The sequence below is a fragment of the Polynucleobacter sp. 78F-HAINBA genome (assembly GCF_018882325.1).
GTDB lineage: Bacteria > Pseudomonadota > Gammaproteobacteria > Burkholderiales > Burkholderiaceae > Polynucleobacter.
Map to the genome: position 1 here is coordinate 90,382 of NZ_JACVOQ010000002.1, position 24,861 is coordinate 115,242.

The 24,861-nt window shown below is 46.3% G+C and carries 27 protein-coding genes; all 27 read left to right on the forward strand.

The features are described 5' to 3' along the window. Positions 1–105: 105 nt before the first annotated feature. The 27 genes from ICN11_RS02510 (at position 106) to ICN11_RS02640 (ending at position 24,839) form a co-directional block, all read left to right on the forward strand. Positions 106–843 (forward strand): GntR family transcriptional regulator, encoded by a 738-nt coding sequence (locus ICN11_RS02510; RefSeq protein ID WP_216229002.1) that lies wholly within the window; start codon positions 106–108, stop codon positions 841–843. Positions 844–986: 143 nt separating this feature from the next. Then, complete coding sequence (gene sdhC, locus ICN11_RS02515) at positions 987–1,406, forward strand: succinate dehydrogenase, cytochrome b556 subunit (protein WP_216229003.1); 420 nt, start codon at positions 987–989, stop codon at positions 1,404–1,406. Positions 1,407–1,430: 24 nt separating this feature from the next. After that, positions 1,431–1,796, forward strand: a complete 366-nt coding sequence (gene sdhD / locus ICN11_RS02520) for a succinate dehydrogenase, hydrophobic membrane anchor protein (protein WP_114691369.1) — start codon at positions 1,431–1,433, stop codon at positions 1,794–1,796. Between the two features lie 3 nt (positions 1,797–1,799). Next, a complete protein-coding gene (sdhA, locus tag ICN11_RS02525; RefSeq protein ID WP_216229004.1) occupies positions 1,800–3,578 on the forward strand; it encodes a succinate dehydrogenase flavoprotein subunit in 1,779 nt (592 codons plus the stop codon). A 17-nt stretch (positions 3,579–3,595) separates the two neighbouring features. After that, positions 3,596–4,300, forward strand: a complete 705-nt coding sequence (locus ICN11_RS02530) for a succinate dehydrogenase iron-sulfur subunit (protein ID WP_216229005.1) — start codon at positions 3,596–3,598, stop codon at positions 4,298–4,300. Then, positions 4,297–4,566 (forward strand): succinate dehydrogenase assembly factor 2, encoded by a 270-nt coding sequence (locus ICN11_RS02535; protein ID WP_216229006.1) that lies wholly within the window; start codon positions 4,297–4,299, stop codon positions 4,564–4,566. The genes ICN11_RS02530 and ICN11_RS02535 overlap by 4 nt, the downstream gene beginning before the upstream one ends. Positions 4,567–4,648: 82 nt before the next feature. Continuing rightward, positions 4,649–5,962 carry a citrate synthase gene (gltA, locus tag ICN11_RS02540; RefSeq protein ID WP_216229007.1) on the forward strand — a complete coding sequence of 438 codons (1,314 nt, stop codon included), beginning with the start codon at positions 4,649–4,651 and terminating at the stop codon, positions 5,960–5,962. Positions 5,963–5,980: 18 nt separating this feature from the next. Beyond that, positions 5,981–7,390: a 3-isopropylmalate dehydratase large subunit gene (gene leuC / locus ICN11_RS02545; protein WP_216181235.1), complete on the forward strand. Its 1,410-nt coding sequence runs from the start codon at positions 5,981–5,983 to the stop codon at positions 7,388–7,390. Between the two features lie 33 nt (positions 7,391–7,423). Continuing rightward, a complete protein-coding gene (locus ICN11_RS02550; protein ID WP_216863130.1) occupies positions 7,424–7,603 on the forward strand; it encodes a hypothetical protein in 180 nt (59 codons plus the stop codon). Positions 7,604–7,633: 30 nt separating this feature from the next. Next, positions 7,634–8,281, forward strand: coding sequence for a 3-isopropylmalate dehydratase small subunit (gene leuD, locus ICN11_RS02555; protein ID WP_216229009.1), 648 nt, complete (start codon positions 7,634–7,636; stop codon positions 8,279–8,281). Between the two features lie 23 nt (positions 8,282–8,304). Continuing rightward, positions 8,305–9,378, forward strand: coding sequence for a 3-isopropylmalate dehydrogenase (leuB, locus tag ICN11_RS02560; RefSeq protein ID WP_216229010.1), 1,074 nt, complete (start codon positions 8,305–8,307; stop codon positions 9,376–9,378). Between the two features lie 40 nt (positions 9,379–9,418). Beyond that, positions 9,419–10,576 carry an aspartate-semialdehyde dehydrogenase gene (gene asd / locus ICN11_RS02565; protein ID WP_216229011.1) on the forward strand — a complete coding sequence of 386 codons (1,158 nt, stop codon included), beginning with the start codon at positions 9,419–9,421 and terminating at the stop codon, positions 10,574–10,576. Beyond that, on the forward strand, positions 10,576–11,961 hold the full coding sequence (locus ICN11_RS02570; protein ID WP_216229012.1) for a FimV family protein: 1,386 nt from the start codon (positions 10,576–10,578) through the stop codon (positions 11,959–11,961). Before asd ends, ICN11_RS02570 begins: the two co-directional genes overlap by 1 nt. A gap of 8 nt (positions 11,962–11,969) precedes the next feature. Then, positions 11,970–12,800, forward strand: coding sequence for a tRNA pseudouridine(38-40) synthase TruA (gene truA / locus ICN11_RS02575; protein WP_216229013.1), 831 nt, complete (start codon positions 11,970–11,972; stop codon positions 12,798–12,800). Positions 12,801–12,896: 96 nt separating this feature from the next. Continuing rightward, the gene (locus ICN11_RS02580) at positions 12,897–13,334 is read left to right on the forward strand and encodes a polymer-forming cytoskeletal protein (RefSeq protein ID WP_216229014.1); all 438 of its coding nucleotides are present in this window, start codon (positions 12,897–12,899) and stop codon (positions 13,332–13,334) included. Positions 13,335–13,468: 134 nt separating this feature from the next. Then, complete coding sequence (locus tag ICN11_RS02585) at positions 13,469–14,266, forward strand: M23 family metallopeptidase (protein WP_216229015.1); 798 nt, start codon at positions 13,469–13,471, stop codon at positions 14,264–14,266. A 36-nt stretch (positions 14,267–14,302) separates the two neighbouring features. Beyond that, positions 14,303–14,977, forward strand: coding sequence for a phosphoribosylanthranilate isomerase (locus ICN11_RS02590; RefSeq protein WP_216229016.1), 675 nt, complete (start codon positions 14,303–14,305; stop codon positions 14,975–14,977). Positions 14,978–15,009: 32 nt separating this feature from the next. Then, positions 15,010–16,203 carry a tryptophan synthase subunit beta gene (gene trpB / locus ICN11_RS02595; protein WP_215333246.1) on the forward strand — a complete coding sequence of 398 codons (1,194 nt, stop codon included), beginning with the start codon at positions 15,010–15,012 and terminating at the stop codon, positions 16,201–16,203. Positions 16,204–16,251: 48 nt separating this feature from the next. Continuing rightward, positions 16,252–17,049: a tryptophan synthase subunit alpha gene (trpA, locus tag ICN11_RS02600; protein WP_216229017.1), complete on the forward strand. Its 798-nt coding sequence runs from the start codon at positions 16,252–16,254 to the stop codon at positions 17,047–17,049. Between the two features lie 22 nt (positions 17,050–17,071). Further along, positions 17,072–17,959, forward strand: a complete 888-nt coding sequence (gene accD, locus ICN11_RS02605; protein WP_216133330.1) for an acetyl-CoA carboxylase, carboxyltransferase subunit beta — start codon at positions 17,072–17,074, stop codon at positions 17,957–17,959. A 5-nt stretch (positions 17,960–17,964) separates the two neighbouring features. Beyond that, a complete protein-coding gene (gene folC / locus ICN11_RS02610) occupies positions 17,965–19,290 on the forward strand; it encodes a bifunctional tetrahydrofolate synthase/dihydrofolate synthase (protein WP_216229018.1) in 1,326 nt (441 codons plus the stop codon). Positions 19,291–19,293: 3 nt separating this feature from the next. Beyond that, positions 19,294–20,082 (forward strand): SPOR domain-containing protein, encoded by a 789-nt coding sequence (locus ICN11_RS02615; protein ID WP_216229019.1) that lies wholly within the window; start codon positions 19,294–19,296, stop codon positions 20,080–20,082. After that, positions 20,082–20,648 carry a CvpA family protein gene (locus ICN11_RS02620; RefSeq protein ID WP_216229020.1) on the forward strand — a complete coding sequence of 189 codons (567 nt, stop codon included), beginning with the start codon at positions 20,082–20,084 and terminating at the stop codon, positions 20,646–20,648. Before ICN11_RS02615 ends, ICN11_RS02620 begins: the two co-directional genes overlap by 1 nt. 4 nt (positions 20,649–20,652) lie before the next feature. After that, complete coding sequence (gene purF, locus ICN11_RS02625) at positions 20,653–22,191, forward strand: amidophosphoribosyltransferase (protein WP_216229021.1); 1,539 nt, start codon at positions 20,653–20,655, stop codon at positions 22,189–22,191. Between the two features lie 69 nt (positions 22,192–22,260). After that, the gene (locus ICN11_RS02630; protein WP_216229022.1) at positions 22,261–23,469 is read left to right on the forward strand and encodes an O-succinylhomoserine sulfhydrylase; all 1,209 of its coding nucleotides are present in this window, start codon (positions 22,261–22,263) and stop codon (positions 23,467–23,469) included. Between the two features lie 33 nt (positions 23,470–23,502). Next, the gene (locus tag ICN11_RS02635; RefSeq protein WP_216229023.1) at positions 23,503–24,126 is read left to right on the forward strand and encodes a bifunctional 2-polyprenyl-6-hydroxyphenol methylase/3-demethylubiquinol 3-O-methyltransferase UbiG; all 624 of its coding nucleotides are present in this window, start codon (positions 23,503–23,505) and stop codon (positions 24,124–24,126) included. Beyond that, complete coding sequence (locus ICN11_RS02640) at positions 24,123–24,839, forward strand: Crp/Fnr family transcriptional regulator (protein WP_216229024.1); 717 nt, start codon at positions 24,123–24,125, stop codon at positions 24,837–24,839. Before ICN11_RS02635 ends, ICN11_RS02640 begins: the two co-directional genes overlap by 4 nt. The last annotated feature ends 22 nt before the right edge of the window (positions 24,840–24,861 follow it).

Below are 24,861 nucleotides of genomic sequence, written 5' to 3' on the forward strand. Positions count from 1 at the left end.
ATCCATTCAAGTGTAGGGACTTTCCATTTACACTGTCAATCATGTCTTATATAAGATATGAGATAAGTCTGAATTTTATCCAATAAGAAGCTGCCTGGAGTTAATTTGTCGTTGATATCTGAACCCATAGCCTCATTTAGCCCGCTTTATGAGCAAATCAAAGCCATGATTTTGGCGAGTTTGCAGGCCTCCGAATGGTTACCTGGTGACGCTATCCCCAGTGAAATGGAGCTTGCAGCCCGATATGCCGTTAGTCAGGGGACTGTGCGCAAAGCGATCGATGAGTTAGCCGCCCTAAATCTACTGGTGAGACGTCAAGGTAAGGGTACTTTTGTGGCAACCCATCAAGAAGAGGACTTCCAATACCGTTTTTTACGATTAGAGCCCGATTCTGGCGATAAGTTGCACCTCAAAAATCAGTTTTTAGCCTGCGAAAACATGCAATCTGATGCCCATACCGCAAAGTTGCTTAAATTAAAGGCGGGTGACCCCGTTATTCGAATCGATCGCGTTCAAAGCTCTGCAGGACGCCCGATCGTTTTTGAGGAGATTTGGCTACCTGAAGGTCGTTTTAAGGGTCTGACATTGGATGCCCTGAACGCATGGCCTGGCCCAATGTATGCCTTCTATGAGAGTGAGTACGCCACCCATATGGTGCGGGCAGAAGAAAAGATAAAGGCTGTCCTAGCTAATTCAGAGCTTTCCAAGCACCTACAAGTTCCAGAAGGGGCTGCTTTGCTTTCCGTGGAGCGTGTGGCTTTTACCTACGGGAATAAACCAGTAGAAATTCGTCACGCAAGGTATGACACTTCTGATCAGCACTACGACAATAAATTGAACTAGGTAGTACACTCAAAAATCAGTAAAAACCACTATTTAACCCCTTTAAACGCTAAAAAGTCCCCACCACCCCCAAGGTTTCCAATAGAATATGTTGCAACACAACAAAGCCACACTGAACCTCCACCGAAAGATTGAGATTGCCCATGGTTGATGCACAGCAAAACGTAAAAAAAGATAGACCGGTTTATCGAAATATTGGTCTTGCCCAGTTGATCAAATACCGCCTTCCTTGGGCTGGAAAAGTATCAATTCTTCATCGTATTAGTGGAGCGGCATTGTTTTTAATGTTGCCATTCTTGCTTTATCTTTTAGATCAAAGCTTGGCTTCCGAGATGAGTTACCAAAAGTTCCAAGCTATTACAGGTCATGTTCTTGTAAAGATCATTCTCCTTGGATTGATTTGGTCTTTCTTGCACCATTTCTGCGCCGGTATTCGCTATCTCTTGCTAGATCTAGAGATTGGTGTTGAAAAGGCAGACGCCAACCGCTCAGCGATCTTTGTATTTTTCTTAGGTCTAGCTTTGACTGCGGTTGTTGGCCTCAAACTATTTGGCTTGTACTAAGCACTTCTTTATTAAGGAAATCGAATGCCTATTTATCAAATTGGACCAAAGCGCTTAGTTGTTGGAGCGCACTACGGCCTTAAAGAGTGGATTATTCAACGTGTAACTGCCATCGTGATGGTTGTTTTCACAATCGTTTTAGTTGTTGACTATTGCATCACTGGTAGCGCGACTTATGAAGGCTGGGCTGCATTGTTTAGCAATCAGTTCATGAAGCTCTTGACGCTTTTATTCTTCATTAGCTTGTTCTATCACGCTTGGATTGGTATCCGCGATATTTGGATGGATTACATCAAGCCAGTCAGTATTCGTCTAACACTGCAAGTGTTAACTGTTTTGTATCTCGTAGCCTGTGCGGCTTATGCCGTACAAATTTTGTGGAAAGTGTAATTCATGACTGCGATTAAAAAAGCATTGCCACGCCGCCGTTTCGACGCGGTAATTATTGGTGCAGGTGGTTCAGGTATGCGCGCTTCTTTGCAATTAGCGGAAGCTGGCTTGAACGTTGCGGTATTAACTAAAGTTTTCCCAACTCGCTCACATACTGTTGCTGCACAGGGCGGTATCGGTGCATCACTGGGCAATATGAGTGAAGATAACTGGCACTATCACTTCTACGACACCATCAAAGGTTCCGACTGGTTGGGTGATCAAGACGTGATCGAATTTATGTGTCGCGAAGCGCCTAAAGCTGTTTATGAGCTCGAGCACTTTGGTATGCCATTTGACCGCAATCCTGATGGCACGATTTATCAGCGCCCATTCGGTGGACACACTGCAAATTATGGTGAGAAGCCAGTACAACGCGCTTGCGCTGCTGCTGACCGCACTGGTCATGCAATGTTGCACACTTTGTACCAGCGTAACGTTCGCGCTAAAACAAACTTCTTTGTAGAGTGGTTGGCACTTGACCTTATTCGTGATGATGCAGGTGATGTCGTTGGTGTAACTGCACTCGAAATGGAAACAGGTCAGGTCTACATCCTTGAAGCCAAAGTTGTATTGATGGCTACTGGCGGTGCTGGTCGTATTTGGGACGCATCTACTAATGCATTTATTAATACCGGTGACGGTATGGGCCTTGCGGCACGCGCAGGCATTCCATTGGAAGATATGGAGTTCTGGCAATTCCACCCAACTGGCGTAGCTGGTGCGGGCGTATTGTTGACAGAAGGTTGCCGCGGCGAAGGCGGTATCTTGCGCAATAAAGATGGCGAGCGTTTCATGGAACGTTATGCGCCAACGCTGAAAGATTTAGCTCCACGTGATTTCGTATCACGCTCAATGGACCAAGAAATTAAAGAAGGGCGCGGTTGCGGTCCTAACGGTGACTATGTGGTTCTTGATTTGACTCACATCGGTGCTGAGACAATCATGAAGCGCCTGCCTTCTGTATATGAGATCGGTATCAACTTTGCTAACGTTGACGTTACTAAAGAGCCAATCCCAGTTGTGCCAACCATTCACTACCAGATGGGCGGTATTCCTACCAACATCAATGGTCAAGTGGTTGTGCCTGCTAATGGCAAACATAACGACATCGTTAATGGTTTATATGCAATCGGTGAGTGCTCTTGCGTATCCGTTCACGGCGCTAACCGTTTGGGTACAAACTCATTGCTCGACTTGTTGGTGTTCGGTCGCGCAGCGGGTAATCACATTGTTGCAATGGATCTCAAGAATCGCGAATTCAAACCATTGCCTGCAAATGCTGGCGAACAAACAATGGCTCGTATTGCGGCTCTTGATAACTCAACATCTGGTGAGTATGCGCAAGACGTTGCTAATGATATTCGTAAGACTATGCAGAAATTCGCTGGCGTATTCCGTAATCAAGAGTTGATGGACGAAGGTGTTCGTCAAATGGCGAAGTTGACTGAGCGCGCTAAACATTTGTGGCTCAAAGACAAGTCAGAGATTTTCAATACGGCACGTATCGAAGCTTTGGAAGTTGCCAATTTGATTGAAGCTGCAAATGCAACCATGATTTCTGCAGCTGCACGTAAAGAAAGTCGTGGCGCCCATTCGCACGATGATCACCCAAATCGCGATGACAACGACTGGATGAAGCACACACTTTGGTATAGCGAAGGCAATCGCCTGGACTACAAACCGGTTGTTCTGAAGCCATTGACGGTTGAGTCTTTCCCTCCTAAAGAACGTACTTTCTAAGCGAAGAGAAATTAAAGATGAGTGATATTCGTATATTTGAAATTTACCGCTACGATCCAGATGTCGATGCTGCGCCACGTATGGAGCGTTATGAGCTTGAATTGACTGGTGAGCGGATGTTGTTGGATGCCTTGATTTCTTTAAAGAAACAAGACGAAACAATTACATATCGTCGTTCATGCCGTGAAGGTGTTTGTGGCTCTGATGCTATGAACATTAATGGTAAGAATGGTTTGGCTTGCTTAACCAATATGTTGACCTTGCCTAAAGTCATCACATTGCGCCCATTGCCTGGCTTGCCAGTCGTGCGTGATTTGATTGTGGATATGACTTTGTTCTTCAAGCAATACTTGTCTATCAAGCCTTACTTAGTTAACGACAATCCACCTCCTGAAAAAGAGCGTCTCCAAAGTCCTGAAGAGCGCGAAGAGTTGAATGGTTTGTATGAGTGCATCTTGTGTGCTTCATGCTCAACCTCATGCCCATCTTTCTGGTGGAATCCAGACAAGTTCGTTGGCCCAGCTGGTTTGTTGCAGGCTTATCGCTTTATTGCCGATAGCCGTGATGAAGAAACTGCACAGCGTTTGGATAACTTGGAAGACCCATACCGTTTATTCCGTTGCCATACCATCATGAATTGCGTGGATGTATGTCCTAAGCATTTGAATCCGACCAAGGCAATTGGAAAGATCAAGGAGTTGATGGTACGTAGGGCAGTATGACCCTCACAAATGCAGAGTTATATCGCTTAAAGAGTGATGCCCGCAGAGGCTTGCTTGAAAACGATTTAATTCTGCAGCGTTTTTTTGAGCGTTACGGCGCTCAATTGAATGTGGAAGATGGAAAAGTATTAACTCAGTTGCTGGCCTTAGAAGACAATGACCTGATGGATTTACTGATTGGTCGAAAGGATTCTGTACCGGCACTAGAGAAAGAGTCACAAGAAGCCCCATTTAGGGCGGTGTTAGAAAGGCTGAGACAGAAGTAATTCAGCATTTTGGTGCAACAGTAGTGCGGACGCATGATCAAATAGTGTATTAATCATCAATTTGAATGACTAAGGATTAGAAATGATTGAATCGGACATCAAGGCAAAATTATCGTTTTCGGACGGCACACCAGATATTGACTTGCCAATTTATAAAGGCACGATTGGTCCTGACGTAATTGATATTCGTAAGCTTTACGGTCAAACCGGTAAGTTCACCTACGATTCAGGTTTTCTGTCTACGGCCTCATGCAACAGCAAAATCACTTACATCGATGGCGATAAAGGTGAGTTGCTCTACCGTGGCTACCCAATTGAAGATCTCGCACACAATTGTGACTTCTTGGAAGTTTGCTACCTGTTGCTGAATGGCGAGTTGCCAAACGCTAAACAGAAGAAAGATTTTGAAGAGTTGGTCATGCACCACACGATGGTTCATGAGCAAATGCAATTTTTCTTGCGCGGTTTCCGTCGCGATGCGCATCCAATGTCTGTTTTGACAGGCTTGGTTGGTGCAATGGCTGCTTTCTACCATGACGAGATTGATTACAGTCAACCGCATGCTCGTGAAGTTGCTCAGATTCGTTTGATTGCGAAGATGCCAACTTTGGTTGCAATGGCGTATAAATATTCTGTAGGTCAGCCATTTATCTACCCTGATAATAAGTTGTCATATACAGCCAACTTCATGCGCATGATGTTTGCTACTCCATGTGAAGAGTACAAAGTCAACCCAGTACTGGTTCGCGCTTTGGATCGCATCTTTACATTGCACGCTGACCATGAGCAAAATGCCTCCACTTCAACAGTGCGTTTGTGTGGTTCTTCTGGAACCAACCCATTTGCTGCAATCTCTGCTGGTATTGCTTGTTTATGGGGCCCAGCTCACGGTGGCGCTAATGAAGCTTGCTTGCAGATGCTCAATGAAATCCAGGCAAATGGTGGCGTAGATAATATTCAGGAATTTATTGCTCAAGTCAAAGATAAAAACTCCAGCGTTCGCTTGATGGGCTTTGGTCATCGTGTTTATAAGAACTTTGATCCACGCGCAAAACTCATGCGTGAAACATGCCATGAAGTATTGAAAGAAATGGGTCTCGAGAATGATCCATTATTTAAGTTGGCAATGACGCTTGAGAAGATTGCTTTGGAGGATGAATACTTCGTTAGCCGTAAGCTCTATCCAAACGTCGATTTCTACTCTGGAATTGTTCAGCGCGCATTGGGTATTCCAACAGAAATGTTTACCTGTATTTTTGCTTTGGCAAGAACAGTAGGTTGGATTGCTCAGTGGGAGGAAATGATCACTGATCCTGAATACAAGATTGGTCGTCCACGTCAGTTATATGTTGGAGAAACTTCACGCAAGGTTCCTAACATTTCTGTACGTAAATAAAAGCTTTAGAGGGTTTACATGTCACGCACGCTTTACGATAAATTGTGGGATGACCATGTTGTCTATTCCGAACAAGACGGCACGGCCACGATTTATATAGATCGTCAGTTATTGCACGAGGTGACAAGCCCTCAAGCTTTTGAAGGATTGAATTTAGCTGGCCGTCCAGTGTGGCGAATTTCTGCCAACCTGGCGGTTTCAGATCACAATGTTCCAACGACAGATCGCTCTGAGGGAATCACAGATCCAATCTCTAAATTACAAGTAGATACACTGGATCAAAATTGCGATGCCTTTGGCATTACTCAATACAAAATGAACGATCTCCGCCAAGGAATTGTTCACGTGATTGGGCCGGAGCAGGGCGCTACCTTGCCTGGAATGACGGTAGTCTGCGGTGATTCACATACAAGTACTCATGGCGCTTTTGGCGCGCTGGCATTTGGTATTGGCACATCTGAAGTGGAGCATGTATTGGCCACCCAAACCTTGCTCATGAAAAAGAGTAAGAATATGTTGGTCAAGGTGGATGGACGCCTTCAACCAGGCTCCACTGCAAAAGATATCGTGCTTGCTGTCATTGGCAAGATTGGTACTGCGGGAGGCACCGGTTACACCATTGAGTTTGCAGGTGAAGCGATTCGCAATTTGTCTATGGAAGGTCGCATGACCCTCTGCAATATGGCAATTGAGGCAGGCGCTCGTGCTGGACTTGTAGCTGTTGATGAAACTACCATCGAATACATTCAAGGCAGACCTTACGCGCCTAAAGGCGAGGCTATGCGGCATGCTTTGCAATACTGGCGCACCTTGCATTCTGATGTGGATGCCAAGTTTGATGCCGTAGTGGAGTTGCGTGCTGAAGAGATTGCCCCTCAAGTAACTTGGGGCACCTCCCCAGAAATGGTTTTATCTATTAGCGATCGTGTTCCTGATCCTGAGAAAGAGCGTGATGCGAATAAACGTTCCGCTATGGAGCGTGCTCTTGAGTATATGGGGCTGGTTCCAAATACCCCATTAAGTAATATCTCGATTGATAAAGTGTTTATTGGATCTTGCACCAACAGCCGTATTGAAGATATTCGTGCTGCAGCGAAGGTGGTTGATCGACTCGGTAAGAAGGTTGCCGCCAACGTCAAATTGGCTATGGTGGTTCCTGGATCTGGCTTGGTAAAAGCTCAGGCTGAACGTGAAGGTTTGGATCGTGTATTCAAGGCTGCTGGCTTTGAATGGCGTGAACCTGGTTGCTCTATGTGTTTAGCAATGAATGCTGATCGCCTTGAGCCGGGCGAGCGCTGCGCATCGACTTCTAACCGTAATTTTGAAGGTCGCCAAGGTAATGGCGGAAGAACGCATTTAGTAAGTCCGGCAATGGCAGCTGCTGCTGCGATTGAAGGTCACTTTGTTGATGTTCGTAAGATTTCTTAAGGAAATACAGTGTTTAAATGGTCTTCTTTCACAATGATTAAAAAATTAACCATCGTTGCTATTGCAGGAATCGTTCTTTCCGCTTGCAGCAATATGATGGAAGGTCTTGGTAAAGATATGCAAACCATGGGCAACTCTATGGGTGGTAATTCTGCCAATACCAATCAATCCCAGACTAAAGGGAAAGATGTTGTTGTGACGCCGGTGAAGTAAGCGCGCAGTCAATATTCAGCAAAGATCATTATGGAAAAATTTACCGTTTACAAAGGCGTGGTTGCCCCCCTCAATCGTGAGAATGTGGATACCGATGCCATCATTCCGAAGCAATTCTTAAAATCCATTAAGAAAACGGGTTTTGGTCAGAATTTGTTTGATGAGTGGCGTTATTTGGACCATGGTGAGCCTGGGCAGGATTGCAGCAATCGCCCAATCAATCCGGACTTTGTCTTAAATCAGCCGCGCTATAAAGATGCTGGTATTTTGCTGGCCCGCAAGAACTTTGGCTGCGGCAGCTCCCGCGAGCATGCACCTTGGGCTTTAGACCAATATGGCTTTAGAGCGGTCATTGCACCTAGTTTTGCGGACATTTTTTACAACAATTGCTTTAAAAATGGCCTTCTACCAATCGTTCTTTCAGAAATACAGGTAGACCATTTATTCAATGAAACCCTGGCTTTTAGTGGCTATCAGCTCACTATTGACCTAGAAGCACAGCAAGTCATTACCCCTGATGGGACCGCTTATAGCTTTGATGTGGCCCCATTCAGAAAGCATTGCCTGCTGAACGGCTTAGACGATATTGGCTTAACCCTGCAACATGCAGATAAAATCAAGGCTTATGAAGCTGAGCGCATCCTGAAGATGCCTTGGCTTGCGACACAACTGCCATAGTTTTATAGAGTTAAAGGCCTTTCATGAAAATTGCAGTCCTACCGGGCGATGGTATCGGCCCGGAAATCGTTGCTGAAGCCGTTAAGGTATTAAATGCGCTCGGCCCTAAATTTGATCTTGAGACTGCACCTGTTGGCGGGGCTGCCTATGATGTGGCAGGCCACCCATTACCTCCTGCAACTTTAGAACTTGCTAAAAAAGCAGATGCCATTTTGTTCGGCGCTGTAGGTGATTGGAAATATGACACCTTGGCCCGTGAACTCCGCCCTGAGCAGGCTATCTTAGGTTTACGTAAGCATTTAGAGTTGTTTGCCAATTTCAGGCCTGCAATTTGTTATGACGAACTAACTGCTGCTTCTAGTCTGAAGCCTGAAATCGTTAGCGGCTTAGACATATTGATTATTCGCGAGCTTAATGGCGATATCTACTTTGGTCAGCCACGCGGCATTCGTACTTCTGAGCTTCCTTTGTTTAAGGGTGCGCGTGAAGGTTACGACATGATGCATTACAGCGAGCCAGAAGTGGAGCGCATTGGACGTGTGGCTTTTGAGGCTGCGCGCAAGCGTGGCAAGAAAGTATGCAGCGTTGACAAGGCCAACGTTCTTGAAACTTCACAGTTGTGGCGTGATGTCATGATTCGCGTAGGCAAAGAGTACCCAGATGTTGAGTTGTCACACATGTATGTTGATAACGCTGCAATGCAATTGGTCAAAGCTCCTAAAGCATTTGATGTCGTGGTTACGGGTAATTTGTTCGGCGACATTCTTTCTGATGAAGCATCAATGTTGACTGGCTCTATCGGTATGTTGCCATCAGCATCATTGGATAAAAACAATAAAGGCCTGTACGAGCCAAGCCATGGCTCTGCGCCGGATATTGCTGGTAAGGGTATTGCTAATCCATTGGCAACTATTCTTTCGGCTGCCATGATGTTGCGTTACTCATTAGGTTTGCCTGCTGAAGCGGACCGCATTGAGGCAGCAGTACAAAAGGTCTTATCGCAAGGATTACGTACTGCTGACATCTATACCGAAGGCACTAAAAAAGTATCTACCGTGGAAATGGGCGATGCTGTAGTTGCCGCTCTTTCAAAATAACGCATCACCCTAAATTAATTTACTTAATAGATCATTCATCATGGCAAATACAAAAACTCCATTAGTAGGCTTAGTTGGCTGGCGCGGTATGGTTGGGAGCGTTCTCATGGAGAGAATGCTGGCTGAGAAGGATTTTGATCTGATTGAGCCTGTATTTTTTAGTACCAGCCAGGCTGGTGGTGAAGTACCGCTTTTGAATGGTCAGAAAGTGACCAAGAGTGAAAATACTTTGCTGGATGCGAACGACATCAAGGCGCTCTCACGTTGCGACATTATTTTGACTTGCCAGGGTGGTGACTACACCAATGAGATTTTCCCTAAGCTTCGTGCTGCTGGTTGGCAAGGTCACTGGATTGATGCAGCTAGTGCATTGCGCATGAAGGAAGATGCTGTTCTGGTTTTGGATCCAGTCAATCGTCCGGTGATTGATAAAGCCTTGGCTGCAGGTGGAAAGAACTGGATTGGTAGCAACTGTACAGTGAGCTTAATGATGATGGCTATGGGTGGCTTAGTTAAGGCCGATATGGTTGAGTGGATTAGTGCCATGACATATCAGGCAGCTTCCGGTGCTGGCGCACAAAATATGCGCGAACTACTTTTGCAAATGGGTGCATTGCGTGACAGCGTAGCTACAGAGTTAGCTGATCCATCCTCTTGGATTTTGGATATTGACCGTAAGATTACTGAGACTTTACGTTCACCTGATTTTCCGAAGAAAAACTTCCGCAATACGCCTTTAGCAGGCAGTTTGATTCCTTGGATCGATGTTCCTGTTGAGAATGGTCAAACCAAAGAAGAGTGGAAAGGCGGCGCTGAGTTTAATAAGATCTTGGGCCGTCCTGCATTTAGAACTCCTGGAAGCATTCCAATTGATGGCTTATGCGTTCGAGTTGGCGCAATGCGTTGCCACTCACAAGGCCTTACAGTCAAGCTCAAAAAAGATGTTCCATTAAAAGAAATCGAAGCTATTTTGGCTAACGATAATCAGTGGGTTAAGGTCGTTCCAAATGATCGCGAAACAACTGAGCGTGAATTGTCTCCAGCTGCAATTAGTGGTACTTTGACAGTGCCGATTGGCCGTCTCCATAAGATGGCGATGGGCCCTGAATACCTTGGTGCTTTTACTGTTGGCGATCAACTCTTGTGGGGTGCTGCAGAGCCATTGCGCCGCATGCTCCGCATCTTGCTTGAGCACTAATGTTTAGATTTAGCCAAATTCAGTTTGCAAAAGCGCTTTGCTTAGTTTGGCTAAGTTGGTCATGTGCGGCAGGAGCTATTTCTCTTGGCTCCCCAAAACTACTTTCTAGACCTGGTGAACCGCTCAAAGTAGAGTTTCCTATTCGAGTTGGTGTTGATGAGCAATCTGCGCTCTCTAGTTTGAATGTTGGGCTTGCGAATAAAGCAGCCTACGATCGTTTAGGGATATCTCAAAAGATACTCGCCCTGAATCCTCAGGCGATGATTTATCGTAATCAACAAGAGCAGTTGATGGTCTTGTTGGAGACGGTTGAGTCGGTGCCAATTACAGAAGATCCATTCTTGGATGTTTTAGTCACGTTGAATTGGTCAGCAGGAAGTCTTACTAAAACCTTTACATTGCTCTTGGGTGATGCCCAGAAAATTCTGGTCAGACCTGGTCAAACCTTATCAGAAATTGCAGCGCAATTAGCGCCGCAAATGCAGGGTGCCACGCTAGATCAAACGATGATGGCTTTGTTTAAAGCCAATCCTGATGCATTTGCTAGCGGTAGCATTAATCGCCTAGAGGCTGGCGCTGAACTCAATCAACCCAATCAGGCTTTATTGCGCTCGATTAGTCCAGCAGAGGCTCAACAGTTTGTTGCCGAGTCTAATGCCCAGTGGTTATCCGAGCGAGATGCAAAGGGTGGGGCGCAAGGCTCAAGTACACAAAAGGATGCTGCGGATCTGCCGGCCAAGGATCGACTCAAAATTGGATCAAGTGCTGAAGGCAGTTCTGAAGAGCGTCGCTATACGGAAGATCTAGTTGCGCAAGAGAAAGTGCTGGAGCAGACAAAAGTACGCGTCGCCGAACTTGAAAAGAATATTGCTGATTTACAGCGTCTTCTTGATCAGGCTAAAGGCAAGTCATCCGCATCGACAAAAAATGATGGTTCTTTTGGTTTGGGTGGATTTGCGCCAGCGATCTTTGCTCTGGCATTAATGGGTCTTACGGGTCTACTGTTGTGGTTTTTGGCCAAGAATGCCCGCCGTTCTGAAGTGCCTAATTTTTCCGGAGAAATTCCTAAAGTTGCCCCAGCCACTAAGGAGCATCATCCAACTCATGGTGCAATGCCGGATCGTGCAAAAGCACTATTCGCAGGAATTGATCTGGATTTAACGCCTGTTAAAAAGCCTATCCTAACTCCAGTTGCTGAGGTTAATCCACTTGCTGATGCTCTTCGTGTGAAACTAAATCTAGCTCGGGCTTACATCACCATAGAAGATTTTTCAGCCGCTAAGAAGTCGCTTCAAGAAATTATCCATATTGGCAGTTCAATTGATCCAGCAATTACGATCGAAGCTCAGGGTTTATTGGCTGAGCTGTCGCGCAGAAATTCTTAAGCAGTACTATGCGCATTGCTCTAGGCCTTCAATATGATGGCAGCCCCTATTCAGGATGGCAGTCTCAAGTAAACCAGAGCACGATTCAAGATGAATTAGAAAAAGCAATTTCTGCATTTGTAGGCATTGATGCAGTGAAATCCAATCCTGTTCGCGTCATCACAGCCGGCAGGACGGATACGGGCGTTCACGCCCTAGGCCAGGTTGTTCACTTCGATGTTGAAGTTGAGCGAGAAAACTGGTCATGGGTCAGAGGTGTGAATACTTTCTTACCAGAATCGATAGTGGTTAATTGGGCTCAAGCTGTTCCTGAAGAATTTAGCGCTCGATACTCTGCTCATGAGCGAACTTATATCTACGCATTACATGCCGGGCCATGCCGCTCACCAATGGCAGCAGATCGCGCAGGTTATGTCATGCTTCCACCGGATCGCTGGTTTGATGTTGATGCAATGAGGGAGGCTGCCAAATGTTTGATTGGTGAGCATGATTTCACCTCATTCCGTTCATCTGAGTGCCAAAGCAAGACCCCAGTAAAAACGATGTATTCCATCGAGATTTTCTCGAGTGAACCTTGGTTGTATTTCAGGATCAAAGGCAATGCATTTTTGCACCACATGGTGCGCAATTTGGTGGGAAGTTTTATCCAAATTGGCGTTGGTAAGCAAAAGGCTGAGTGGATGGCTGAGGTCCTCACAGCAAAAGACCGTAGCATTGCAGCTCCTACGTTTTCGCCGGCTGGGCTCTATTTAGCTCAAATAGCCTATCCGGATGAGTTTCAGATCCCAAAACCTTGGCTTGAAAATTCCTGGTTACCTCCTTTTTTGACTTTGGATTAAGTCTAGGGTGCATTAATCTCGTCTATTAGCCCCTAGGGCAATGGCATAAATAGTTTTTTTTGAGATGATCATCATCTGCAAATTAAGAGGTATCTCATGTTCAAGGCCAAATCTAATCAAACACTAGGTAAATCTGTAGAGAGTTTTGAAACAATCATTGGCTCAAGCTTAAGGGTCGACGGCAACCTATTGCTGCGTAGTAGCGTTCGTATTGATGGGCTTGTGAATGGAAATATTCTGCAAGAAGATGGTTGTGAAGCAACCGTCGCTATTGCAAAAGGTGCAACTGTGACTGGGGATATTCGAGCCAAGCATGTGATTGTTTCTGGAAACCTTCAGGGTAATATTTTTTCTTCTGACCGTGTTGAGTTGCTAGACACCGCCTTTGTTAGTGGTGACATTACGTATGGCACTCTGGGTATGCAGGTTGGCGCAAAACTCGAAGGCAAGCTTAGACAGGCCGATAGTGAATCACCTTCACAAACTGCTGATGTTCTGATTGCTCAGGCGATGCAAAAAAGTAATGCCGCTTAACTCAGATGCAAATTTTTTGGGTCTCAGGTGCTGTTGGCAAGATACACCGCATTAATTTAACGCTAAAGCATCTTTTGTTGGGGGCTTGTTTTTTTGCATTATCGTTAATCTTATTGGGCGTTTTTTTGCAATACATGGGTTTTCAGATGGCTATTGAATACAACCCTCAGCTTGCCCGTAAGCTTGGAAATGTTCATACCGCAGTTGAGCTTGAAAACCTCAATAGCTTTTATCGCCAAAAGTTATTTGATATTGAAAAGCAAATTGCTCTTTACCAGCTTAAGGTGAATGACTTGCAAATCAGTAATCAAAAGTTATCAGTGCTTGCTACACCACCGATAATTCAAAAAGACAAACCTAAGACACCTTCGGTAGGTGGCCCATTTATAAGCCCAACTCGTTCTGATAAAAACCCCAGCCTCATGAATGCACTTCAAGATTCTCTGCAAGATATGAAGCGAAATAATGAGTACTTAAATAAATTATCTGAGCATTGGGTCAGTTACGTTTCTTGGCTTGAGGCTTCACCAACTGGCATGCCGCTTCAGGATCGCATTTCTATTTCTAGTGGCTACGGAAAAAGGCTGGACCCTTTTATAAATACTTGGAGCGAGCATTTGGGTGTTGATTTTCAGGCTCCTCTAGGAACGCCTATTGTGTCGGCCGGCGTTGGTAGGGTGTCAAAAGCATTTCGTGATCCAGTTTATGGCAATTTACTTGCGATCGACCACCGGGATGGTATTCAAACTAGATATGCACATGCTAGTGAACTACTCGTAGCTGAGGGTCAAGAAGTTCGGAGGGGCCAACTGGTTGCCCGTGTTGGGTCAACTGGTAGAGCTACGGGACCTCATCTTCATTACGAGGTACTAAAGGATGGCAGGTTAATTGACCCGGCTCAGATTCTGGTAGGTCAGTTCGTTGGCCAATAGGGGCAGAGAATCACCATACCCCTTATTATTAGGGCTATGGGCTTACTTACCAACTCTCCAGGCCGTACTAGGGTCAAAATCTGCGGTCTCAAGACGCCTGCGGATGTGGATGCCGCTGTTGCCGCTGGCGTTGACGCTGTTGGCTTCGTCTTTTATCCGCCAAGCCCAAGGGCTGTAACCCCCAATATTGCCGCCGCATTGATATCTAGACTCCCAGCTGGGGTTGATGCCGTCGGCTTGGTTGTAAACGCTACAGATGCTGAATTTGAGGCTATTAGGGCGGCAGCTTCCATTACCTTATGGCAGTTTCATGGGGATGAGTCTCCAGAAGAGTGTGAGCGCCTAGCAGCGGGGCAGCCATGGATGAAGGCTGCACGTGTTGGAGCCGGCTTCGCATTCGATGATTTTTCCCTACAATATAGGCAAGCAAACGCCTTTTTGCTCGATGCTCTCGTTGAGGGTTACGGTGGAGGGGGCGTTCCTTTTGATTGGTCAGGAATTCCACAAGCATGGATAAGCGCAAACGCGCCTCGGGTCGTTTTGAGTGGTGGATTGAACGTTCACAGCGTGGGCGAAGCTATTGCTCGTCTGCATCCTTGCGCGGTTGACGTCTCTAGCGGCGTTGAAATCAGCAAGGGTGTAAAAGATCACGTCTTAATGAAGCAGTTTATTGAGGCAGTGCGAGCCGCAGACGCAAGCACATCAACCTAATTATTTGCTGTAACTAATCAAAAGAGGTATTTATGTACGATAAGCCAGATGCACGAGGGCACTTCGGTCCTTACGGTGGCGTATTTGTTTCTGAGACACTCATGTTCGCTTTGGATGAACTCAAAGCGGCTTATGCAAAATACCAACACGATCCAGAATTCTTAGAAGAGTTTCATTACGAGCTCAAACATTTTGTAGGTCGTCCATCACCCGTGTATCACGCCAAGCGTTGGAGTGAGATGTTGGGTGGTGCGCAAATCTATCTCAAGCGCGAAGATTTAAATCACACAGGCGCACACAAAATTAATAACGTCATTGGTCAAGCGATGCTGGCCAAGCGTATGGGTAAGCCGCGCATCATTGCTGAAACGGGAGCAGGGCAGCATGGCGTAGCTACTGCAACTATTTGTGCACGCTTCGGTTTGGATTGCACTGTGTATCAAGGATCTGTCGACGTTGCGCGTCAAGCTCAAAACGTATTTCGTATGAAATTGCTTGGCGCAAAAGTAGTGCCTGTTGAATCGGGAACGAAAACTCTCAAAGATGCACTCAATGAGGCAATGCGAGATTGGGTTACCAATGTGGAAGATACTTTCTACATCATTGGTACTGTGGCAGGTCCTCACCCATATCCGATGATGGTCCGAGATTTTCAGAGTGTGATCGGCGAGGAGTGCAAAGTACAGATGCCTGAAATGACTGGGCGTCAGCCTGACTATGTCATGGCATGTGTTGGCGGTGGCTCTAATGCGATGGGTATTTTCTATCCTTACATCGATTATCCAGAAGTGAAATTGGTTGGTGTTGAAGCGGCAGGCCATGGCTTAAATAGTGGTCTTCACTCCGCAGCACTTTGTGTTGGTAAGCCAGGCGTATTGCACGGCAACCGTACCTATTTATTGCAAGATGAGAATGGTCAGATTTCTGAAACGCATTCTGTTTCTGCTGGTATGGATTATCCTGGCGTTGGTCCTGAGCATGCTTGGTTAAAAGATTCGGGTCGTGCTGACTATGTAGCGGTCACGGATGAAGAGGCACTTAAGGCATTCCATGATTGCTGCCGTATTGAGGGCATCATTCCTGCTTTAGAGTCTTCACATGCAATTGCATATGCGTGCAAATTAGCGCCGACACTTTCTAAAGATAAAACCATCTTGGTAAACCTATCTGGTCGTGGCGATAAAGATATGCATACCGTCGCACAAGCTACCGGCTCCGAAGGTTAATTCGAAGTCACTCACGAACTCACATAAAAATAATAATTACGAATTGCCATGTCAAAAATTACTGCACTCTTTAATGAACTAAAAGCTTCTGGCAAAAAGGGACTCATTCCTTTTATTACTACTGGTGACCCCGATCCAAAACTCACTGTTGAGTTAATGCATGCATTGGTTCGCGGTGGCGCAAACGTCATTGAGCTCGGTGTTCCTTTTTCCGATCCGATGGCGGATGGTCCGGTGATTCAGCGGTCATCTGAGAGGGCGCTGACACAAGGCGTTACTTTGCATGGCTGCTTAGATATGGTGAAAGAATTTCGTAAAACTGATGCAGATACGCCCGTTGTGTTGATGGGCTATGCCAACCCTGTGGAACAAATGGGGGCAGAGCGCTTTGCAACTGAAGCCAAGGCCGCTGGTGTTGATGGCGTGCTTGTCGTGGATTACCCGCCGGAGGAGTGCGAGGACTTTGCTGCTCGCATGAAGATTGCTGGTGTTGACCCAATTTTCCTATTGGCACCCACTTCATCACCAGAACGCATAAAGGATGCGGCCAAAATAGCTTCTGGTTATATCTATTACGTGTCCATGCGTGGTGTAACTGGAGCATCTCACCTCAATACCCAGGATGTAGCCAGCATCATTCCTAAGATCCGCGAAGCCACCGCAATCCCGATTGCGGTCGGTTTTGGCATTAATGATGCTGAAAGTGCCCGTGCGGTATCAAAAACAGCGGATGCGGTGGTTATTGGTAGTCGAATTATTCGACTTTTGGAGGATTCTGCCCCCGGCCAGGCGGTACAATCACTTGAAACCTTCATACGTGAAATTCGCGTCGCTTTAGATAGTTAATGCACTGGATAGTTAAAAACTGATGAGCTGGATCGATAAATTACTGCCCCCACAAATCCAACATACGGATCCTGCCAACCGCAAATCTGTTCCTGAAGGACTTTGGGTCAAGTGCCCAAGCTGTGAAACAGTTCTTTACAGCACAGATATTGAAGCCAATTTATCGGTTTGCCCTAAATGCAGTCACCATATGCGCATCGGCGCACGTTTGCGTTTGGATAGCTTGTTGGATGAAAAAGGTCGCTACGAGATTGGCGCTGATATCTACCCAACCGACCCTCTCAAATTTAAAGATTCCAAGAAATATCCAGACCGCATTAAAGAGGCGAATGATGCCTCTGGTGAGTCTGAGGCCTTAATCGTTCTTGGTGGCAAGATCGAAAGCATTCCTGTTGTGGCTGCCTGTTTCGAGTTTCAATATATGGGCGGCTCGATGGGTTCAGTAGTTGGTGAGCGTTTTGCACGTGGCGTCCAAGAGGCTATTGCCAAGAAGTGCGCTTTTATTTGTATCACTGCAACTGGTGGTGCTCGTATGCAAGAAAGCTTGCTCTCCTTATTTCAGATGGCTAAGACGAACTCGATGTTGACCTTGCTGTCTAAAAAAGGTTTGCCATATATCAGCGTCTTAACCGATCCAACGATGGGTGGAATTTCTGCCAGCTTCGCCTTTATGGGTGACGTGGTAATGGCTGAGCCAAAAGCTTTGATTGGTTTCGCTGGACCGCGCGTGATTGAGCAAACTGTTCGTGAAAAGTTGCCAGAAGGTTTTCAGCGTTCAGAATTTCTGATGCAAAAGGGTGGCATTGATATGATCGTTGATCGTCGCCAGATGCGCGGTGAAATTGCCCGACTGTTGGCTTTACTCCAGCAGCTTCCTGAGCCTGCGATTGCGGGTAGCGCGGCTGTATAAAGCGCTTGAGTTCCGCACACCAAACTCCCATTCTTTTCTCTAGCCTAGCGGCTTGGCTTAGTCACCTCGAGACGGCTCACCCTGTCGGTATTGACATGGGCCTTGACCGAATTAATCGCGTTAAAGCAGCTTTAGGGCTTCATTTCGAATGCCCTGTTATTACAGTGGCTGGCACCAACGGCAAGGGTTCAACCTGCGCCTATCTCGAAAGTATTTTGTTGGCATCTGGCTATAAAGTGGGTTGTCATATGTCCCCACACTTACTCAACTTTAACGAGCGCGCTCGAGTAAATGGTGAAGAGGTCAAAGATGATCTCTTGTTAGAACATTTTTCCGCCGTTGAAAAGGCTCGAGCCAGTCTAGTAGATGCGCCAACCCTAACGTATTTTGAATTCACCACCTTGGCAATCATGCATTTATTTTCCAAAGCGAATTTAGATGCTGTAGTGCTTGAGGTTGGTATGGGTGGACGCCTCGATGCTGTCAATATTATTGATGCAGATTGCGCCATAGTTACCAGTATTGATATTGACCATGCTGATTTTCTCGGCGGTACTCGCGAAGCTATTGGACGAGAAAAGGCGGGGATTTTTCGTGCTGGTGCTATTGCGGTTTGCGGCGATCCTGTGCCCCCACAATCTCTCATTGATTATGCTGAAGAGCTGGGCTGTGATTTATGGCTGCAAGGCCGTGACTATAACTTTCAGGGTGATAAGCAGCAGTGGGGTTGGGCGGGGCGTCAAAAACGCTTTAGCGGCCTTGGCTATCCCGCTTTACGTGGCGCCAACCAAATTCTGAATGCCTCTGCCGTGATTGCAGCTCTCATGGCATTGCATCAGCGCCTACCAGTTAGCGCCCAAGATATTCGTAATGGATTCGCATTGGTGGAGTTACCTGGCCGCTTTCAGGTGCTTCCTGGTCAGCCTACTGTCGTCCTGGATGTTGCGCATAACCCCCATGCCGCAGCTACTTTAGGGCAGGGCCTCGAAAAAATGGGCTATCACCCCTATACCTATGCCATTTTTGGGGCAATGGCGGACAAGGATATAGCTGGAGTTATTAAGCCATTATTGGATAGCGTTGATTTTTGGTTTTGTACTGATTTACCGACTCCGCGGGCTGCTACTGCGACAGCCTTGTCTGAGAGACTGGTAGAGCTGGGCGTAGCCGTTAAAAATGGCGAAGATGGCGGTATTGAATGCTTCCCAGATCCTGCTGCAGCGTATCAAAAAGCTCTTTCTAAGGCTGGTGAGGGTGATAGAATTGTTATCTTCGGATCCTTCTATACCGTTGCCGGCGTAATGGCATATCGAAACAACCAGGCGCATTGATCCATGATTCGTTTACCGAAGCTTTTTAAGCGAAACTCTGAGACTGAAGACCTTGACCGAGGTTCAGTGAGGGGTCGTCGTACCGTCAATAAATTAGCCCCCCGCAGTTTTCAGCGTGCTCAAGAGAGTGAAGAGCTTGCTCTAACCGAAGATCCTGAGCAGCAACGTGCTCGTCATCGTTTGATTGGTGCGGCTGTATTGGTTTTAATCGCGGTAGTGGGCTTACCCCGCATCTTGGATAACAAGCCAAAGTCTGTAAATAACGATATTGCTGTGAACATCGTTACCAGCCTTCCAGTACCTAACGCAGCAATGCCTGCGAATGATGAAAAAGCAAAAGCTGCAGCAGTAGTTGAAACACCTGCTAAAGAAAAAGAAGTTGTAGTAGCACCAACGCCTGAAGCAAAACCTGAAGTCAAGGCCGACGCTAAATCAACGCCTGCAGCTCCTAAACCCAACTCTATTGGATTAGCTGCTGGTGAAGAAGTGGTTGCTGCACCAAATACGACTACTAAAGCAAAGGCTGAAGAGCTTCCAAAAAAAGTAGGTTCCGGTAAGTACGTTATTCAGATTGGCGCCTTCGCTTCCGAAGATCGCGCCAAAGGCTGGATTACGAAGATGAAAGATCAAAAGATTCCTAACTACGTTCTCAATAAAACGGGTACCGATGGTACGAAGCTTTATGTGTTGAGAGCTGGCCCATTTACCGATAAGGATGCGGCTGAAGCTGCTGAGAAAAAAGTCAAAGCCATGGGTCTATCTCCAAGGCTTGTTGAGGTTGGTGCCCCTTAATGGAATATTTATCCACCTTGAAGTTAACTACGGTGGATTACTTCACCCTAGTAGTGTTGTTGGTTTCTGCTTTGGTGGGCATTTCTCGAGGCCTGTTTAAAGAAGTCCTGGCACTTGCCTCTTGGTTTGTTGCCTCCTGGGTTGCTTATCACTACACCAACTATCTTTCCGTTGAATGGTTATCTACCTTTCATATGGATGAGTTGCTAAGTTTGGGTGTGAGCTTCTTAATTCTATTTATTTTGACTTTGATTGTTTGTGGCCTGGTTGGAAACGTGATTCAAAAGATCATCTTGTCTGCTGGGCTCAGCATGACAGATCGTTTTTTGGGCCTTATTTTTGGTTTGGCGCGTGGCGGCTTAGTGGTGGTTGTGATGGCCACATTAGCAGCTTTGACGCCAATCCCTCAAAGCGTGGCTTGGCAAAAAGCGATTACTCGTCCAGCTATAGACATGGCAACCGGTTTAATTAAAAATTGGCTACCAGCCGATTGGGCAAAACAATTGGGTGATGCAATGCCCAAAATTACACCCACCGTTACACCTTCATTAACAATAGGGATCTAGGCTTATGTGCGGCGTCGTTGGAACAGTTTCCCACTCCCCAGTTAATCAACTGATATATGACGCATTGTTGCTCTTGCAACATCGCGGTCAAGATGCTGCCGGCATGGCAACGATGAATGGCAACTCATTCACGATGCATAAGGCTAACGGCTTAGTGCGAGATGTATTTAGAACTCGCAATATGCGCAGTTTGTTAGGTAATGCTGGCATTGGCCAGGTACGTTACCCAACCGCTGGCTCTGCTAGCAGCGAAGAAGAGGCGCAACCGTTTTACGTTAGCGCGCCATACGGAATTATCTTGGCGCACAACGGCAACCTTACTAATGCAGCTAGCCTGCGTGTCGAGATGGCCTATCGCGACCGTCGCCATATCAATACCAGCTCAGATACAGAAGTTTTATTAAACGTACTAGCTGACGAACTTCAAAAAGAAACCAATAGTGCGGCACTTGATGAAAGCGCCATGTTTAATGCCGTTACTCAAGTAACTAAACGCGTTAAAGGTTCTTATGCTGTTGTGTCTTTGATAGCAGGTTATGGCTTACTGGCATTCCGCGATCCGTTTGGCATTCGTCCTTTATGTATCGGACGTATTGATACGCCTAAGGGTCCAGAGTGGATGATTGCCTCTGAGTCAGTTGCCCTTGATGGTCTTGGCTTTACCTTTGTGCGAGACGTCAATCCGGGTGAGGCAATTTATATCGATTTAGATGGTAATTTTTACTCGCGCCAATGCGTTGCTGATGCAGTACTGACACCTTGCATTTTTGAGTACGTTTACATGGCTCGCCCTGATTCGACGATTGATGGCGTTACTGTTTACAACGTGCGTATGCGCATGGGTGATTACCTTGCTGAGAAAATTCGTAAAGAAACGATTCCGGGCGAGATTGATGTCGTGATGCCGATTCCGGACTCCAGTCGTCCAGCGGCTATGCAGGTTGCCAAGCGTTTAGGTGTTGATTACCGCGAAGGCTTCTTCAAGAATCGCTATATCGGTAGAACCTTCATCATGCCAGGTCAGGCTGTACGTAAAAAGTCAGTACGTCAAAAACTGAATGCCATGCGTATCGAGTTCAAAGACAAGACGGTATTGATTGTGGATGACTCCATCGTTCGTGGCACAACTTCTTTTGAGATTGTGCAGATGGCGCGTGAGTCTGGCGCTAAGAAAGTGATTTTTGCTTCTGCAGCGCCTCCAGTACGCTTTCCGAATGTCTACGGTATTGATATGCCAACTCGTAGCGAGTTGGTAGCCTATGGGCGTACTGATGAAGAGATCAATAAGATGATCGGTGCCGATCAGTTGATCTACCAAAGCGTTGAAGATATGAAGCAGGCTGTGAAGGACATTAATCCCAATATCCAACACTTTGAAGCCTCGTGTTTCGATGGTCATTACATCACTGGTGATATCAATGACTCTTACTTGGATGCTTTAGAGGCGGCTCGCAATACCTCTGAGGCTAAGGCTGATCGTCAACGTGACTCCAGCGACTTTGCACGCTCCCAACTGCATTTGCATTTGGCTACAGAAGACTAAAAACAACGATCGAGTTCCTCAGGCATGCGTGTCTGAGGCAATTCTGTAATTCGGTGTCAAAATAGCGGTATGAAGAGTAAAACTACCCGCAAAAAACCTGATTTCTCAAAACTTGCGCTTGAAACCCTAGCGGTACGCGCTGGCACTCGTCGCACCGCTGAATATCAAGAGCATTCAGAGGTGATGTTCCTGACTTCTAGCTTTTGCTTCGATAGCGCTGAATTGGCTGCCGATGGTTTTGCTCATGCAGATCAAGGCTTTATTTATTCTCGCTTCACCAATCCCACAGTCAGCATGTTTCAGGATCGTCTCGCTGCCTTAGAGGGCGGTGAAGCCTGTATCGCAACTTCCTCGGGAATGGCTGCGATTTTGACAATGGCAATGTCTCATCTGCAGGCGGGCGACCATGTGGTCTGCTCTCGCTCTGTATTTGGTGCCACCATCCAATTGTTTAGCAATATTTTGGGGCGCTTTGGCATCACCACTACTTATGTAGACTTGGCTGATACCAAGGCTTGGCAGAATGCCGTCCAAGAAAATACCAAGTTGTTTTATCTGGAAACGCCTTCCAATCCATTAACTGAAATTGCAGACATCAAAGCTATTTCTAAGATCGCAAAGAAAGCGAAGGCTCTGTTTGCGGTCGACAACTGCTTCTGCACACCAGCTTTACAGAGGCCTCTAGCATTAGGCGCTGATGTAGTCATTCATTCGGCAACCAAGTATTTGGATGGCCAGGGCAGAGTGGTTGGCGGCGCTATTGTGGGTAGCAATGATTTCATCATGGGCAAAGTATTTCCCTACGTAAGAACAGCCGGACCAACACTTTCAGCATTTAATGCTTGGGTATTCTTAAAAGGTTTAGAGACTCTTGAGTTGCGCATGAAGCAGCAGAGTCAGAACGCATTAGAAATCGCTCAATGGTTAGAAAAGCAGCCAGGGGTAGAGCGTGTCTATCATCCTGGCCTGAAGTCACATCCTCAGCATGCTTTAGCTAAGCGCCAGCAAAAATCAGGTGGCGCCATCTTGTCTTTCACTTTAAAGGGTGGCAAGAAGGCTGCATTCAAACTCATCAATCAAACCAAGCTTTGCTCAATCACCGCAAATTTGGGCGACACTCGCACAACAATTACACATCCTGCAACTACGACTCACTGCCGCGTAACTCCTGAAGCTCGTAAAGCTGCCGGCATTACCGATGGCCTTGTTCGTATCGCGGTTGGACTTGAAAATGTGCTTGATTTAAAGAATGACCTCGTTGGCGGTCTGAAGAAGTAGTTTCATGAACGCTAATTGAAGGTCGGAGCCTAAATGAGTTTTAGCGATGCTACCCAGTTCTGGAATGAGCGTTTTGATAACGAGGAGTTTATCTTTGGTAAAGAGCCAAATGAATACCTCGTCCAGAAAACTGCTCAATATCTAAAGCCCAATAATTCTGTTCTCTGCATTGCCGATGGAGAAGGGCGCAATGGCGTTTGGCTTGCAAAGCAGGGAATGCGTGTCACCGGCTTTGATGTTTCTGATATCGCCCTTGCCAAGGCTAAGCAATTTGCCACTGACAATCAAGTTAGCATCCAATATAGCCTCTGCGATACCGATAGTTTTGATTGGCAGGCAAATGCCTATGATGCGGTTATTGGCATCTTCATCCAGTTTGCTGATCCCGAAATGCGAGCCAGGATTTTTAAGCAAGTACATCAGACTTTGAAACCCGGCGGCCTATTTATTCTTCAAGGCTATACGCCAAAGCAGTTGGAGTACAAGACGGGTGGCCCATCCCTAATTGAGCACTTGTATACAGAAGAAATGATTCGAGAGCTTAGTCAGGGATTTGAAATCCTCGAGCTCGAGTGCTACGAAAAAGAGTTGTCTGAAGGCGCTAGACATACCGGCATGTCAGCCCTACTCGGTATGGTTGCCAAAAAGAGCGCATGAAGACCATCGAAATTAAGAGCGCTTGGCAAGGTAATAGCGACTGCAATTCTTGCTCGATACGTAGCTCGGTACTATTTGCTGAGCTCAATGAGGAAGACTTTTCTAAGATCCATGAGCCGATTGATGATCTGAGGTTTGAGGCTAACTCCGGAATTTATACGCAAGGTGATGCGGCTGAATATGTTTATACCCTCAGGGATGGTTATATCAAATTACTTCACATTAATTCCGATGGCTCCGGAAGAATTGTCCGTCTCGTAGTTCCTGGTGACTTATTTGGCATGGAAGCATTGCTAGGCGACACCTATACCCATTCAGCTGCCGCACTTTCAAATATTCATTTATGCCGCATTCCCAAGAGAATTATTTCATCCTTAGGTGAAGAGTCACCGCGTTTGCATCGCCAGATTGTTAAGAAATGGGGTGAAGCTCTTGCTCAATCGGAGTCTTGGTTTTCTGAAATCAATACCGGTCGAATAGAAGTCCGTTTAGCGCGTTTCTTTTTAAGGGTTGCAAAGATTTCTGGCGACATGGCTATTGCACCCCTATTTAAGCGTGAAGATATGGGTCTCATGATGGATGTGAAATTTGAGACTATTAGCAGGGCTCTAGCCTCTATGGCTGACCAGGGAATCATTTCAAACGTCTCTCGTTTGAGCATTCAAATACCAAGTATTGAGAAGTTAAAAGCGTTCTCACAAGCTAGCGCATAAACTGCTAGGCGATAAAAAAGCT